Genomic DNA, 14456 nt, shown 5'->3' with positions numbered 1-14456 from the left:
CTGACGCCGGGTCGGGTCAACCCGGCTACCGACTGTCAGTCCCAGATGGCAGGCTTGTCCCGTGACCGAGATTGACGCAAAGATCGATGCTCTCGTCCCCGCCTGGCTCAACCTCCCCGACATCGCCGAAAAGCTCGGCGTCGAGGTGACGCGCGTCCGGCAGCTGGTCAAGGAGGGCCAGCTGATCGCGGTGCGCCGTGGCGAGAACCGAGTGCTCATGGTGCCCGCCGACTTCATCGGCGACGACAAGGTGGTCAAGGGGCTGGCCGGCACCCTGACCCTGCTGCGGGACGACGGCTTCAGCGACGAGGAGATGCTGGAGTGGCTCTTCACCGCCGACCCCACCCTGCCGGGCACCCCGGCGCAGGCCCTGCGCGAGAATCGCGGCACGGAGGTGAAGCGCCGCGCCCAGGCGCTGGCCGTCTGACCCGCCCGGCGGCGCCGTAGACGCGTGCGACACCCGTAGAGAACGACCGCGAAAACCGTCCGGCGTACGGGCGCGGGGGCCGAGCCCCCGTGCCCGTACGCCGCCGACCCGGGGGAGAACACCCGATGTCCGTCACCGCGCGCGAGCGGCTCGCCGACGCCCGGCTGTATCTGTGCACCGACGCCCGTAAGCGCCAGGGCGACCTGCCGGAGTTCCTGGACGCGGTGCTCGCCTCGGGCGTGGACATCGTGCAGCTGCGCGACAAGGGCATGGAGGCGGGGGAGGAGCTGGAGCACCTCGCGGTCTTCGCCGAGGCCGCCCGCCGCCACGGCAGGCTCCTCGCGGTCAACGACCGCGCGGACGTCGCCCACGCCATCCGTTCCGACGTGCTCCACCTGGGCCAGGGCGACCTCCCGGTGCCCGCCGCCCGCGCCGTGCTGGGCGCGGACGTGCTCGTCGGCCGCTCCACGCACGCCGAGGAAGAGGTGGCCGCCGCGGTCGCCGAGCCCGGCGTGGACTATTTCTGCACCGGCCCCTGCTGGCCCACCCCCACGAAGCCGGGACGGCACGCCCCGGGTCTGGACCTGGTGCGCCACACCGCCGCCCTGGCCCCCGCGCGGCCCTGGTTCGCCATCGGCGGCATAGACGCCGGCAATCTGGACGAGGTGCTGGACGCCGGCGCCCGCCGGATCGTCGTGGTCCGCGCGATCACCGAGGCCGACGACCCGGGAGCCGCCGCCGCGTCGCTCGCCCGGCGTGTCCGGGAGCGGGCGGCCTCGGCCTGAGGCGCGCGCCGGCCCGTGTGCGCACGCGTCCGGTCCGTGACCTGACACACGTCCTGTCCAGGTGCTGGACGGGAGCCCGGCGAATCGGGCATATCGAAGCGCGTGCTTGGGTGTGCCCCCGGCCCGCTGGTTAACTTGCGAGTATGGCCCTTGGCACAGCCTCCACCAGGACAGACCACGCCCGTACGGTGCGTGAGCTGCTCGCCTCAGGCGAGCGGTCGTATTCCTTCGAATTCGCGGCCCCGAAGTCCGAGAAGGGCGAACGGACCCTGTGGAACGCCATTCGCCGGATCGAGGCGGTCGGCCCCACCTTCGTGTCCGTGACCTACGGCGCCGGAGGCTCCTCCCGCGAGGGCACCGTGCGGGTGACGGAGCGCATGGCGACCGACACCACCCTCACCCCCGTCGCGCACCTGACGGCGGTGAACCACTCGACGGCGGAGCTGCGCAACATCATCGGCCAGTACGCCGACGTCGGCATCCGCAACATGCTCGCGCTGCGCGGCGACCCGCCCGGTGACCCCATGGGCGAGTGGGTGCGCCACCCCGAGGGCGTGCGCTACGCCGCCGACCTCGTCCGGCTCATCAAGGAGTCCGGCGACTTCTGCGTCGGCGTCGCCGCCTTCCCGGAGATGCACCCGCGCTCCGACGACTGGGAGACGGACGTCCGGTACTTCGTGGACAAGTGCCGGGCCGGGGCGGACTTCGCCATCACCCAGATGTTCTTCTACCCCGAGGACTACCTCCGGCTGCGCGACCGGGTCGCGGCGGCGGGGTGCGACACCCCGATCATCCCCGAGATCATGCCCGTCACCAACGTCCGCCAGATCGAGCGCTTCGCCCAGCTCAGCAATGCCGCCTTCCCGCCCGAGCTGGCCGAGCGGATCCTCGCGGTCAAGGACGATCCGGCCGCTGTACGCTCGATCGGGATCGAGTACGCCACCGAGCTGTGCGCGCGCCTGATGGCCGAGGAGATTCCGGGTCTGCACTTCATTACCCTGAACCACTCCACGGCGACGCTGGAAATCTACGAGAATCTGGGGCTGCACCAGCGGTCCTGACGGCTGTTCCGGGTGCGGCAGCCGGAACGAGAGGGGCGTAAATGGGCTGGACGGTCCTCTACATCGCGTTCGGCGTCGTCGCGCTCTGGCTGCTGGGCGAGGTGCTGCTGCAGTACAAGGCGCGGCTGCGCTGGCGGCTCCTCGCCTTCGTGGGCTTCCTCGGCGTGGTCGCCGGTGTCGTCATCCCGTCCGTGGTGGTCATCGCCGTGGGCGCGATCGCCTTCGCGGTCGGGCAGACCTATGTGACGCTCTCCTTCCGGCGGGGCTTCTCCACCGGCTGGTCGCTCCGCCGCGACAAGAGCGACGATCGGGGCGACCGGGACGAGCCGGGCAGGAAGGGCAAGCGGGGCAAGAGCGGCGTCCCGTCCGGGACTTCGGACGACGAGCCCTCCGGCGCGGGTGCGCCGAGGGCCGGACGGCGCCGCAAGGCCGAGCGGGCCGCGGAGCCGCCGGCCGCGCCCGCCCTCGACGAGACGGCCGCCCTCGACCTGTCCTTCCCCGAGCCCGGCGCCGGCCCGGACCTGATGCCCGGCACGCCTCCGGCGACCGGCCTCGGCCAGGCTCCGTACGGCGGCGACCGGACGGATCAGCCGGATGGCTTCGCCCCCGCACCGAGCGTCCAGGGCGGCGCCTACGGGGGCTACGGCGACCCCGGCCACGCCCCGGAGGCGCCCGCTCCGGACGCCGCCGGCTTCACCGGCTACGACGCCTACGCGGGGCAGGCCCCCGACCCCTCCTACGGGCAGGGCCAGGGCCAGTACGCCGCGTACTCGGACCCGTACATCGGCAGCCGCCCGCAGGCTTACGAGAACTACGACGCCTTCGGGCAGTACACCCCCTACCCCCAGCAGTACGGAACGGGCGGGTACGCCGCGGACGGCTACGGGCAGCAGCAGCCGCAGTCGCAGCAGTACGACATGGACACCCCGCCCGGCGGTGTGTGGGTGCCCCAGCAGCGCGACGGCGACAACCCGCCGCCGCCCGGCGGTCCGCAGCAGCCGTACCACCCGCAGCAGCTGCCCGGCCACGACGGGCAGCAGTACCGCTACTGACCCCGGCCCGCCGGCGGCGCCCCGCTCACTGCGAGCCCCGCCAGCCGGCCCCGTCCACGATGAGCCCGGCCACCATCGCGCCCGACATCCCGGCGTGCGCCAGCCCGCCGCCGGGGTGGGCGAAACCGCCCGCGAGGTACAGGCCCGGGACGTCCGTGGTGTTCCCCGGCCGTAGGAAGGCGCCCTCGGCGCCCGCCAGTACGGGCGCGGGGATCCCGCCGCCCTCGGCTCCGGTCGCGGTCTCCGTGTCGGCCGGTGTGCGCACCTCCCGCCACAACAGCCGCTCCCGCAGGCCCGGAACCGCCGCCTCCGCGGCCTCCGTCAGCCGCGCCGCGAAGTCGGTGGCGATCCGCTCGTCGGTCCAGTCCACGGCGCCGTGCGGCGCGACGGTCGCGGTGAGCGTGACGGCCTCGTGCCCGTCGTCCGGGCGGGTGCCCGCGTCGTCCGGGCGCAGCACGGTCACGGTCGGCCGGTAGCGCCACCCGCCACCGGCTCGCGCCTCGTCGAAGACCTCCGCCAACTCCGCGCCGCGGTCGGGGGCGTGGACCACGGTGCGGTGCGCGGTGCCCTCGGGACGGCCGCCCCGGAGCGCGAGGAACACCGAGAACCGGCCGGGCGGCACCGGGCCGCCGGAGCGCGGCAGCCCGCCGGCCGCGCCCGGCGCGAGCGCGGCGAGGCGGCCGGGGGAGACCGCGGCCACCACCATGTCCGCCTCGGCCCGTTCGCCGCCGGCCAGTTCCACCCCGGCGGCCCGGCCGTCCTCCGTCAGGACGCGCACCACCTCCGCGTCGAAGCGGAACTCGACCCGCCGGGCCACGCACCGGGCGTGCAGGGCGTCGGCGAGGCCCCGCATCCCGCCGCGCACGTACCAGCTGCCGAAGGTCTGCTCCAGATACGGCAGCACCGTCGCGCTCGCGGGCGCCCGCCGGGGGTCGAGCCCGTACGCCAGGGCGTGGCTCTCCAGGAGGGCGACGAGCCGGGCGTCCTTCAGCTCCCGGCCGGCGACGGACGCGAGCGTGACGGGTGCCTTCCGCCGGAACAGGCCGCGGCCGCGCACCGCCGGGTAGGGGTCCCGGCCGAGCGCCTCGCGGGCGGCGGGCCCGGCCCGCAGCGGCTCCTCCAGCAGCGGCCGCCGGGTCGCGTCCCAGACCTCGCGGGCCCGGTTGACCAGCTCGCTCCAGCGCTCGCCCGCACCCGCGCCGACCGCCTCGTCCAGGGCCCGGACCACGCCGGCCCGCGAGGCGTTGGGCAGCGCGAAGGCCGTGCCGTCCGCGAAGACGTGGCCGCTCGCCGGGTCGACCTGGACGAGCTCGACGCTGCGCTCCAGGGACTCCTTGCCGGTCTTGACGAACAGGTCGCGGTAGACCGCGGGCAGGTGCAGCAGCCCCGGCCCGGTGTCGAAGGCGAAACCTTCCCTCGCCAGCCGTCCGACCCCGCCGCCGTGCGTCCCAGCGCGTTCGTACACCGCCACCCGGTGGCCCGCGACGGCCAGCCTGGCGGCGGCTGCCATCGCGCCCATCCCGGCGCCGATCACCGCAATCCGTGCCATGGGTGCGACTTTATCCGGCGGGATCCCATGGGGTTGAACGCTCAGGCGTGAGTACACGTACTCAGAGGAGGAGATGAGTAGCCGCACGGATGGTCCGCGCCGTCCGGCGGGGGAGAGTGGTGACCACGGAAGGGGCGCGGGTGCCCGTACCGCCGACACGGGGCGGCGGAACGGCCCGCGGCTCCCGACGTGACCGGGGGAGCACGGGGGCCCCGCGGAAACGGGGCTCGGGGGAACACGGGGGAACGCTGTTCCGGGGTCGGCCGAGGGGGATCGGTCGGCGCCGGGACAGCGCCCCGGGTCCGGGCCCTTCAGCGGCCTCGTCCCGGCGGCTGAGCCGGCTCGGCGAAGTCCGGTGCCTTTCAGCAGCGCCCCGAAGGGGCGCGGGGAACCGCGCGGCCGGCCACGACGCACCCGCGGATGACTCGCCGGAGTGCCGGCGGAGCGCTCAGCGGGCGACGCCGCCGACCCGCCCCTGGAGCAGCCGCGAGAGCGCCGCGTGCACGTCGTCGATCGACCGCTCGGGCTGGAAGGACTGCCAGTCCAGGGCCGCCACCAGCACCATCCCGAAGAGCGCGGACGCCGTCAGCGGGATGTCGACCTCCGGGCTCAGCTCGCCCGCCGCCACCGCCTCCCGCAGGATCGACTCGATCACCGCGACCGTCCGCCGCCGCACCTGGGTCAGCGTGGGCTGCCAGGCCCGGTTGGTCCGCCACAGCTCGGCCACGTACAGCCGGGTCAGCGCCGGGTAGCGGGCGATGAAGTCCAGCCCGGCCCGGATCATCGCGTCCAGGGCGTCCACCCGGCCGCCGCCCCGCTCGGCCATCTCGTCGGCCGCCTGCTGCAGGGAGTCGGCCAGCAGTTCCATGCCGTGCCGCAGCAGCTCCTCGAAGAGCACGGTCTTGCTGGCGAAGTTGTAGTAGACCGTGCCCTTGGCGACTCCGGCCCGTTCGGCGATCTCGTCCACGGTGGTGGAGGAGAAGCCCTGTTCGGCGATGAGGGTGACCGCGGCTTCGAAGAGCTTCCGCCGGGTGTTCCGGCGGCGCGTGCTGCTGCTGTCCATGAACCGATTCTCCCTGCCGCCGCACGGCCGCCGGCGCTGCCGTCAACTCCATGCGCCGTCTTGAGCGTTCACGCAGCTCAGGCCGATTGTCAGTGGTATGCGCCACGATGGGGGCAGCTGGCGGCTCCGCCTCCGCGCGGTGGCCCGCCCCGACGAAGGAGGTTCGTCATGGCTCGTAGCGCGAGCGACGTCCGTCCCGTGCCGCGCCCCGCCGCGGCCCCGTCCGCGGCCCTCGATCTGCTCGCCCAGGCGCACGACGGCCTGGTGGCGGCCGCCGCCCTCGAAGCCCCCCACGAGAGGTACGCCACCGCGCACCTCGCCGCCCTGCGCACGGCCGCCGCGGTCCTCGCCGTCCGCGGCCGCCCGGCGGCCCCGGCCCGGCGCCGCCGGATCCGCAGCGCCTGGGAGGACCTCTCGGAGGTCGCGCCGGAACTGTCCGAATGGAGCGCACTGTTCGCCTCCGGCGCGGCCCGCCGCGCCCGCGCGGAGGCGGGCATCCCCTCGGCGGCGACGCCCCGCGAGGCGGACGACCTGCTGCGGGACGCGGCGGTGTTCCTGCGTCTGGTCGAGGCGGATCTGGTGGGACAGCGGCGGCTGCCGCGCGAGGCGGGCTGAAATCGGGTGGCGGTGGCGGGTGGGTGCGGGTTGCCGTTGCGCGGGGCTTTTTCCCCACCCCGCCCCTTCCCGAATGCCCTCAAACGCCGGACGGGCTGAATTTCAGCCCGTCCGGCGTTTGAGGACACCGCGCGTCAGCGCGGAAAGGGGGCCCGGGGGCTTGCCCCCGGTTACGGGAAGGGGCGGGTAGGGGACAGACCCGCCTCACCCCCCACCCGCGGAGGCGGTCTGTCGCTCGCCCCCGTTCCCCCGCACACTGATCCGGTCCCGCCACCGCGGCGAGCGGTCGTCGGAGCGCTTGGTCCAGCCCATTAGGCTGGGAGCCGCACGCCCAGGTCAGCCGGGCGTCCGCGTCGGCTGTCCGGCCGTTCCACCCTTTCGTCGCACTGTCGAGGAGCCACCCGCCGTGTCAGACCCGCTGCGCCCCCGGGCGTCCCTCCGTACCGCCGTGGTCTGGGAGGTCCTGAAGGACGCCCTGGACCGCCGGGTCAAGGCCACCGGGCGGGATACCGGCGGTGTGCTGGAGGTCCTCGACACCGGCGGCGGCTCCGGCAAGTTCGCGGTGCCGGTCGCCCGCCTCGGGCACCGCGTGACCGTCGTCGACCCGAGCCCCAACGCCCTGTTCGCCCTGGAGCGCCGGGCCGCCGAGGCCGGTGTCGCCGACCGGGTGCGCGGCGTCCAGGGCGACACCCACGGCCTCTTCGACGTGGTGGAGCGCGGTGCCTACGACGCCGTCCTGTGCCACGGCGTGCTGGAGTACGTGGACGACCCCGCCGAGGGCGTCCGCAGTGTCGTCGAGGCGCTCCGCCCCTCCGGCACCCTCAGCCTGCTCGCCGCGGGCCAGGGCGGCGCCGTGCTGGCCCGTGCCCTCGCCGGTCACTTCGCCGAGGCCAAGCAGGTCCTCACCGACCCCACGGGCCACTGGGGCGCCGGCGACCCCGTCCCGCGCCGGTTCACGGCCGACCAGCTGTCCGCACTGGTCACCGGGGCCGGTCTGGAGGTCGGGGCCGTGCACGGCGTGCGCGTCTTCGCCGATCTGGTGCCGGGTGTGCTGCTCGACGCCGAGCCCGGCGCCATGGACGCCCTGCTCCAGCTGGAGGCCGTCGCGGCCGAGCTCCCGGCCTTCCACTCCGTGGCCACTCAACTGCACGTCCTGGCCGAGCGTGGCTGACCGCGCGCGGTAGGTCACAGGCCACCCGATCAGCCGCTTCGCCCCGTATGATCGGGGGACACCGTCCGGCATGGCGTATCGGCGGAGCGGGAATGTACGTCTCGACACCACCGATCGCCAGGCCGGCAGCGGTGGGCGGATTGGCGCAGAGGGGCGGGTTTCACGGGGGCGATTCCCTGCCTATCCTTGAAAGGGTCGCACCCCGGTCGCCCCCCGCGACCGACGAGTAGGAGGACTCCGTGCCGCTCTCGGAGCACGAGCAGCGCATGCTCGAGCAGATGGAGCGAGCGCTGTACGCCGAAGATCCCAAGTTCGCGACAGCGCTCGAGGGCAGCGGCCTGCGCACGTACACCCGGCGACGGGTCTACCAGGCGGTCGCCGGATTTCTGGTGGGCATCGCGCTCCTCATGACCGGCGTGATGATTCCGGGGCAGTACTGGATCAGCGTGGTGGGCTTCCTCGTGATGCTGGGGTGCGCGGCACTGGCCGTGACCGGCTGGCGCAAGGCCCCGAGGCCCGGTGCCCAGCCCGGCGCCGCCGGTCCCCTGGGGGGCCCGGGCCGTGGCCAGGTGCGGCAGCGCCGGACCGTGATGGACCGCATCGAGCAGCGCTGGCAGCGCCGACGCGACGAGCAGGGCCACTGAGCCTTCCGCGACCATGCCTTTCGGCGTGGGGCCGGGACGGATGTCCCGGCCCCACGCCGTTTCTCTTCCCTATTGCCTGACGGTCCGTCAGCCGCGCTGCCGGGCCGGGCGCAGGGCGGCCCCCACCCGGCGGCGGAGGGCCGACGCCCGGCCGGTCCGCAGCCGTGCGGCCGCCGCCTCCCGGCGCCGGGAGAACTCCCACAGCACCCGGACCGCCGAGCGCGGCGCCAGCGCCGCCCGCAGCCGGGCGCCCCGCCCCGCGCGGGCCGCAGCCCGGCCCGGACGTCGCCGACCTCGGCCGCCAGCCCGCCGGCCGGCCGGGGCCGGGGCGCGTACAGCACCTGCTCGACCGCCGTCGCGACCCGGCCCGCGGCCTCGGCGGCCGGCCCGTCCAGCTCCCCGAGCCGGACGATCCGCTCCACCGCGCTCCGCGGCGACCGGGCCTCGTCGGGCGGGATGCCGTAGTCCCAGGCGGAGTCGGTGAGCTCCCGCCAGGCCGCCAGGGTGCGCTCCGCCACGACGGCGTCCCCCGCCCCGGCCCGGCCGGGCCCCTCGGGCCCCGGAGCCCCGGCCTCCGCCGCCCGGGCCGCCTTCCCGCGCCGCCGGGGCGCGGTGTCCGCGAGCCTGCGGGCACGGACCCGCCTGCGCCACAGCAACGGCAGCAGGGGAAGCGCCGCCACGGCCAGGACGGCCACCGCGATGCCCGCCAGCGCGCCCGCTCCGGGCCCGCCGGTGCCCGTGCTTCCGCCGCCGGCCTGCTGCGGCGGGGGCACACAGCCCTCCAGCTTCTTCATCCGGGCCGTGCAGCGGTCGTCCGCCGACGGGGGCGCGGCGGGCGCCGAGCGGGCCGGCGCCGGGCTCGGCACCCCGGGGTCGGCGGCGGAGGGCCGCTGGGAGACGGTGTACTCGGGCGCCGAGCCCCGGCTGGGCGTCGGCTCGAAGCGGGTCCAGCCCGCGCCCTCGAAATAGAGCTCGGGCCAGGCGTGCGCGTCCTTGGAGCCGACCGACACCGAGCCGTCCGCCTGCGGGGTGCCCGGCATGAAGCCGACCGCGACCCGGGAGGGGATGCCCAGCGTCCGCGCCATGGCGGCCATCGAGAAGGAGTAGTGGACGCAGAAGCCCCGCTTGTCCTTCAGGAACTTCGCGATCGCCTGACCGCCGGTGCCCGACTCGACCTCCGTGTCGTACCGGAAGCCTCCGTCGACCGCGAACCAGTCCTGGAGCCGCACCGCCTGCTGATAGGCGTTCGCCGAGCCGGCCGTCACCTCCCGGGCCGTCCTGGCCACCACCGACGGCAGCGAGGAGGGCACCGCGGTGTACTCGCGGAGCACCTGGGTGGGCGGCGCGGGCGCCTCCGTGAGCTGCTCGGCCGTGGGCTCCACCAGCAGGCTCGACACCTGATAGCGCAGGCCCCGGGTGGTCTGCCCGCGGTCGCCGACCAGGGCGCGCCCCTCCGGTTCGTACCGCCACCGGCCCTCGGCGCGCACCCGCTCGGCGGGGTAGGGGAGCGGGAGGTAGTTCTGCGCGTACGAACCGGAGGCGGCGACGGAGGTGTTGACCAGATCCGCGCGGACGTCTGGGGCGAGCCCCGCCGGGGCGGGCAGCTCGTCGGGCAGCTCCGTCAGCCGCCGCTCGGAGGACCGCCACGAGGAGCCGTCGAACCGGTCGAGGGCGACGATGCGCAGATACAGGTCGCGGCTGTTCGCCGTGGAGGTGCGATAGCGCATCACCTCGCGGTTCACCGGCTGCTTCAGGCTGTCCTGGAGCGCGACCAGCGGCTTGACGGAGGTGACCCCGCCGTCGCCGGCGCCCGCCCCGGAACCCCGGCCGGGGGAGTCCAGCAGACCGCTGTCCATCGTGGGCAGCACGGCCGGCACCACCAGCGCGATGCCCAGCACCAGCGCGCCGATCCGCCGGCCCGTGCGGACCGGGGCGGGCACGGCGCCCGCCGGGGCGAAACCGGCGCCGCCCGGCCCGCCGCCGAACACCCGGCCCCAGCGGGCCAGCCGGTCCCGGCCCTCGGCCAGGAGCAGCACCAGATAGCCGGCCGCCGCCACCAGGAACCACAGCCAGTCCGTGCCGTCCTTGGCCAGCCCGGCCGCCACGGAGTAGAGCGCCAGCAGGGGCAGGCCCGCGGGGGCGGCGGCGCCGTACGTCACCGCCAGGGCGTCCACGATCAGGCCGACCACCAGCACGCCGCCGACCAGCAGCAGCCTGATGCCCGTCGTCGCCGGGGCGGGGATGGCGTACCGGCCGACGTCCTCGGCGCCCTCCTGGACCAGCTGCCCGAACTCCCGGAAGGCGTCCGGGCCGGGCAGCAGCCCGCCGACCGCCTGGGAACCGGCGAAGACCACGGTGAGCAGCAGCAGTCCCGCCACGGCCTGCGCGGCCACCGTCAGGGGCCGGGCCAGCGGCATCCGGCGGCCCAGCACCCCCACCGCCGTCTGCACGGCCAGCAGCAGCGCGGCCTGGAGGATCCAGGCCGTCCGCTCGACGAGCGGCAGCAGCGCGCAGGCCGCCGCCAGCGTGGCCAGCGCGGCGCACACCGCCAGCCGCATCCGCCCGCTCACGCGGCTCCTCCCGGCTGCTCCGCCGCGCCCGCGGTGCCCGGCGGGCCGCCCGCCAGCCGCCACAGCTCGGGCAGCGAGGCGCCCGGGGCGGCGGACAGCGCCGTCCAGCCCGCCTCGCGCAGCACCCGCAGCCGCCTCTCGGCGGCCTGCCGGGCCCGCGGGTCGTGGGCCCGGGCGTCCGCCGCCCAGGCCGCCGGGTCCAGCACGAAGGCCACCGCCGCCCGGCTGCGCCCGCGCATCCGCGCGACCACGGCCGTCTCCCGGTCGTCCAGCCCGCCCAGGAACGCCACCAGCAGCCCTTCTCCGCCGCGGAGCAGCGCGTCGTACGCGGGCGACAGGCCGTCGCCCGCGGAGTGGTCGACCACGGCCAGGGCGTCGAGCAGCAGGCCCGCCGCGTCCGAGGCGTCATGGGCGCCGCCCCCGCCGTCCGGGCCGGGCAGCGAGCTCCCCGTGTCCGTCAGCAGCCGCACGGCGAACCCCCGCTCCAGCAGGTGGACGGCGGCTGAGGCCGCCCCGGACACCGCCCACTCGAAGGGGGCGTCCGGGCCCACGCCCTCGTAGCCGACGCCGCGGGTGTCCAGCAGCACCGTGCAGTGGGCGCGCTGCGGCTGCTCCTCGCGGCGCACCATGAGCTCGCCGTGGCGGGCGGTGGAGCGCCAGTGCACCCGGCGCAGGTCGTCGCCGTGGCGGTAGCCGCGCGGGATGACGTCGTCCTCGCCGGCCAGGGCGAGCGACCGGGCGCGGCCGTCGCCGTAGCCGGTGGCCTCGCCGCCGAGGCGGGTCGGGGGCAGCGGGTCCACGCGCGGGACGACCGTGAGGGTGTCGTACGCGCTGAAGCCGCGGGTGAGCTCGCACATGCCGAAGGGGTCCGTCAGGCGCAGCTGGAGCGGGCCGAGCGGATAGCGCCCGCGCAGCTCGGAGCGGACCCGGTAGGCCACCTCGCGCCGGCCGCCGGGCTCCACCCGGTCCAGCACGAAGCGGGGGCGGGGTCCCAGGACGTACGGCACCCGGTCCTGGAGCATCAGCAGGCCCGTGGGGAGCCGCGAGACGTTGTCGATCCGGAGGTGCACCCGGGCCTCGGCGGCCATGGACACCCGGGCGGGCGTCAGCCGCCGGCTGCCCGTGACCCGGTGGCGGGTGCCGTGCAGCACCAGCACGCACACCAGCGGCAGCACGGCCAGCAGCAGCCCCACCCGCAGCAGGTCGGACTGGCCCAGGACGTATGCGCAGCCGGCCGCCGCGACGCCGGCGGCCAGGAACGAGCGGCCGCGGGTGGTCAGCCCGCCGAGCGCCGCCCCCAGGCCGTGGAAGTAACCGCCGCCCGGCTCGCGCCCCCCGGTCCCCGGGGCGCCTTCCCCCCGGTCCATCACAGCCTCCGCGCGCCCGGGGGCTGGTGGCCGTTGGACGCCCAGCGGTGCTGCGCGGCCGGATCGGGCACGGGGGTGCGCTGGAGGAGCTCGAGGATGATCTGCTCGGCCGTGCGGCGGCCGAGCTGGGCCTGCGCGGTGGGCAGCAGCCGGTGCGCGAGCACCGCGACGGCCAGTGCCTGGACGTCGTCGGGCAGGGCGTACTCCCGGCCGGCCAGCGCGGCCGCGGCCTTCGCGGCCCGCACCAGGTGCAGCGTCGCGCGCGGCGACGCGCCGAGTCTCAGCTCCGGGTGCTGGCGCGTCGCGGCGACCAGGTCCACCGCGTAGCGGCGCACGGAGTCGGCGACGTGCACCGTGCGGACCGCGTCGACCAGCTTGAGGATGTCATGGGCGTGGGCCACCGGCTGGAGGTCGTCCAGCGGGTCGACGACGCTGTGGGTGTCGAGCATCCGCATCTCGGCCTCGGGGCTCGGATAGCCCATCGAGACGCGGGCCATGAAGCGGTCGCGCTGCGCCTCGGGCAGCGGGTAGGTGCCCTCCATCTCGACCGGGTTCTGGGTGGCCACCACCATGAACGGGCCGGGCAGCTCGTAGGTGTGGCCGTCGACGGTGACCTGCCGCTCCTCCATCGACTCCAGCAGCGCCGACTGGGTCTTGGGCGAGGCGCGGTTGATCTCGTCGCCGATCACGATCTGGGCGAAGATCGCGCCGGGCTTGAACTCGAAGTCCCGCCGCTGCTGGTCGAAGACGCTCACGCCCGTGATGTCGGACGGCAGGAGGTCCGGGGTGAACTGGATGCGCCGCACCGAGCAGTCGATGGACCGGGCCAGCGCCTTGGCGAGCATCGTCTTGCCCACCCCCGGCACGTCCTCGATCAGCAGGTGGCCCTCGGCGAGCAGGACCGTCAGCGAGAGGCGTACGACCTCCGGCTTGCCCTCGATCACACTCTCCACCGCCCTGCGGATCCGCTCGGCGGTGGTGATCAGATCTCCCCCTACGCTCGGCTCCGCTCGCGTGGGGGGATCCCCAAGGCTCGCTCGCTCGTCATGGGTCGTCACCCGGCCCTCCTCGGCCCTCCTGCTGGCCGGGTCCGACGCACGGACCCGGTCCACCCCGACATCACGGACACCGTGCCCGCCGTGGAAATGCGACGGCGGCTGGACGGCGCACCCACTCCACGCATTCTGGCCGTCCGCGCGGTGTCCCGTCACCGCCTGTGGATAATCAGTCCCGGGGGTCGATCTCGCGCAGCAGACCCGTCGTCACGTCGAAGACAAATCCGCGCACGTCGTCGGTGTGCGGCAGGAACGGCGAGGTCCGGACGCGCTGCATGGACTGCCGGACATCCTTGTCCAGGTCCTTGAACGCCTCCACCGCCCACGCCGGGCGCTGTCCGACCTCGGCCTCGATCTCGTGCCGGAAGTCCTCGGTCAGGCTGAGCAGACCGCAGTCGGTGTGGTGGATCAGCACCACGGAGCGGGTGCCGAGCGCCCGCTGGCTGATGGTCAGCGAGCGGATCATGTCGTCGGTGACCACACCGCCGGCGTTGCGGATGGTGTGGCAGTCGCCGAGCTCGAGGCCGAGCGCGGCGTGCAGGTCGAGACGGGCGTCCATACAGGCCACCACGGCGACCTTGAGAACGGGGCGGGCGTCCATACCGGGGTCGGTGAACGCGGCGGCGTATTCGGCGTTGGCCTGAACGAGACGGTCGGTGACCGTGCCCTGGGTCTGGGCGCGGTCGCTTTCGGAGCTCTGAGGCGCCGGCTGGGACGCGGATATCGACATGTGAACGAAGGTAGTCGGCGAACGGCCCGCAGGCCCGTTCCAGCGCCGACAAAATACCTCTGACGTGCCCTCCTGTGAGGTAAGCCACAGCTCAGCGGGGTCTGCCGCCGTACGGGTGAGGGGCGCGCCGGACGCGCCGGCCAAGATCACACCCGGTCGCCCGAAGCGCCGCCCGGGAGTCCGCCCGGAGCGCTCCGTACACGCCCCGCGCCCACGCCGGGACGCGCTCTCCGGTTGGTTGACCGGGGGGACGAGTGGACTAAAGTGGCGCGAAGTGGGAGGCCCCACGCTCCCCTTGGATCCAAAAAACCCAAACACGTGCGCGACGCGGACGTACCTCTCGGCCTCCTCCCGCTCCCCGGTCGCC

Annotated in this window: 12 protein-coding genes and 1 pseudogene; 7 read left to right on the top strand and 6 right to left on the bottom strand. The window is 75.1% G+C overall.

The genetic code is table 11. The features are described 5' to 3' along the window. Positions 1 to 61: 61 nt before the first annotated feature. The 4 genes from AF335_RS00875 (at position 62) to AF335_RS00860 (ending at position 3325) form a co-directional block, all read left to right on the top strand. Complete coding sequence (locus AF335_RS00875) at positions 62 to 427, top strand: Rv2175c family DNA-binding protein (RefSeq protein ID WP_095584097.1); 366 nt, start codon at positions 62 to 64, stop codon at positions 425 to 427. A 125-nt stretch (positions 428 to 552) separates the two neighbouring features. After that, positions 553 to 1212 (top strand): thiamine phosphate synthase, encoded by a 660-nt coding sequence (thiE, locus tag AF335_RS00870; RefSeq protein ID WP_102916324.1) that lies wholly within the window; start codon positions 553 to 555, stop codon positions 1210 to 1212. A gap of 143 nt (positions 1213 to 1355) precedes the next feature. Next, positions 1356 to 2273 carry a methylenetetrahydrofolate reductase [NAD(P)H] gene (gene metF, locus AF335_RS00865; protein WP_087928477.1) on the top strand — a complete coding sequence of 306 codons (918 nt, stop codon included), beginning with the start codon at positions 1356 to 1358 and terminating at the stop codon, positions 2271 to 2273. A gap of 41 nt (positions 2274 to 2314) precedes the next feature. Beyond that, a complete protein-coding gene (locus AF335_RS00860; RefSeq protein ID WP_102916323.1) occupies positions 2315 to 3325 on the top strand; it encodes a hypothetical protein in 1011 nt (336 codons plus the stop codon). 25 nt (positions 3326 to 3350) lie between these two features. Here the strand turns inward: AF335_RS00860 and AF335_RS00855 are convergent, their stop codons facing one another. Next, complete coding sequence (locus AF335_RS00855; protein ID WP_102916322.1) at positions 3351 to 4874, bottom strand: phytoene desaturase family protein; 1524 nt, start codon at positions 4872 to 4874, stop codon at positions 3351 to 3353. Positions 4875 to 5322: 448 nt separating this feature from the next. Further along, a complete protein-coding gene (locus tag AF335_RS00850; protein WP_102916321.1) occupies positions 5323 to 5937 on the bottom strand; it encodes a TetR/AcrR family transcriptional regulator in 615 nt (204 codons plus the stop codon). 168 nt (positions 5938 to 6105) lie between these two features. Between AF335_RS00850 and AF335_RS00845 the strand changes: the two genes are divergently transcribed. The 3 genes from AF335_RS00845 to AF335_RS00835 all read left to right on the top strand — a co-directional run bounded on the left by AF335_RS00845 (position 6106) and on the right by AF335_RS00835 (position 8367). Continuing rightward, positions 6106 to 6552, top strand: coding sequence for an SAV_6107 family HEPN domain-containing protein (locus tag AF335_RS00845; RefSeq protein ID WP_102916320.1), 447 nt, complete (start codon positions 6106 to 6108; stop codon positions 6550 to 6552). A gap of 406 nt (positions 6553 to 6958) precedes the next feature. Further along, complete coding sequence (locus tag AF335_RS00840; RefSeq protein WP_102916319.1) at positions 6959 to 7723, top strand: methyltransferase; 765 nt, start codon at positions 6959 to 6961, stop codon at positions 7721 to 7723. A 239-nt stretch (positions 7724 to 7962) separates the two neighbouring features. After that, on the top strand, positions 7963 to 8367 hold the full coding sequence (locus AF335_RS00835; protein ID WP_102916318.1) for a DUF3040 domain-containing protein: 405 nt from the start codon (positions 7963 to 7965) through the stop codon (positions 8365 to 8367). An 87-nt stretch (positions 8368 to 8454) separates the two neighbouring features. Here the strand turns inward: AF335_RS00835 and AF335_RS00830 are convergent. The 4 genes and pseudogenes from AF335_RS00830 to AF335_RS00815 form a co-directional block, all read right to left on the bottom strand. After that, positions 8455 to 10937, bottom strand: a pseudogene (locus AF335_RS00830) (transglutaminase TgpA family protein). After that, the gene (locus AF335_RS00825) at positions 10934 to 12304 is read right to left on the bottom strand and encodes a DUF58 domain-containing protein (RefSeq protein ID WP_102916317.1); all 1371 of its coding nucleotides are present in this window, start codon (positions 12302 to 12304) and stop codon (positions 10934 to 10936) included. The pseudogene AF335_RS00830 and the gene AF335_RS00825 overlap by 4 nt, the downstream one beginning before the upstream one ends. Further along, complete coding sequence (locus AF335_RS00820; RefSeq protein WP_102916316.1) at positions 12304 to 13362, bottom strand: AAA family ATPase; 1059 nt, start codon at positions 13360 to 13362, stop codon at positions 12304 to 12306. The genes AF335_RS00825 and AF335_RS00820 overlap by 1 nt, the downstream gene beginning before the upstream one ends. A 166-nt stretch (positions 13363 to 13528) precedes the next feature. Next, complete coding sequence (locus tag AF335_RS00815; protein ID WP_102916315.1) at positions 13529 to 14089, bottom strand: beta-class carbonic anhydrase; 561 nt, start codon at positions 14087 to 14089, stop codon at positions 13529 to 13531. Positions 14090 to 14456: the final 367 nt, after the last annotated feature.

It is taken from the genome of Streptomyces eurocidicus (assembly GCF_002891295.1).
GTDB lineage: Bacteria > Actinomycetota > Actinomycetes > Streptomycetales > Streptomycetaceae > Streptomyces > Streptomyces eurocidicus.
The sequence above is the reverse complement of the archived record's forward strand: the minus strand, read 5'-3'. Positions and strand labels throughout refer to the sequence as shown.

Bases quoted from the DNA above. Each gene is read 5' to 3' on its own strand.
- AF335_RS00850 (WP_102916321.1), bottom strand. From the start codon at position 5,937: ATGGACAGCAGCAGCACGCGCCGCCGGAACACCCGGCGGAAGCTCTTC.
- AF335_RS00860 (WP_102916323.1), top strand. From the start codon at position 2,315: ATGGGCTGGACGGTCCTCTACATCGCGTTCGGCGTCGTCGCGCTCTGG.
- thiE (WP_102916324.1), top strand. From the start codon at position 553: ATGTCCGTCACCGCGCGCGAGCGGCTCGCCGACGCCCGGCTGTATCTG.
- AF335_RS00855 (WP_102916322.1), bottom strand. From the start codon at position 4,874: ATGGCACGGATTGCGGTGATCGGCGCCGGGATGGGCGCGATGGCAGCC.
- AF335_RS00825 (WP_102916317.1), bottom strand. From the start codon at position 12,304: ATGGACCGGGGGGAAGGCGCCCCGGGGACCGGGGGGCGCGAGCCGGGC.
- AF335_RS00815 (WP_102916315.1), bottom strand. From the start codon at position 14,089: ATGTCGATATCCGCGTCCCAGCCGGCGCCTCAGAGCTCCGAAAGCGAC.
- metF (WP_087928477.1), top strand. From the start codon at position 1,356: ATGGCCCTTGGCACAGCCTCCACCAGGACAGACCACGCCCGTACGGTG.
- AF335_RS00845 (WP_102916320.1), top strand. From the start codon at position 6,106: ATGGCTCGTAGCGCGAGCGACGTCCGTCCCGTGCCGCGCCCCGCCGCG.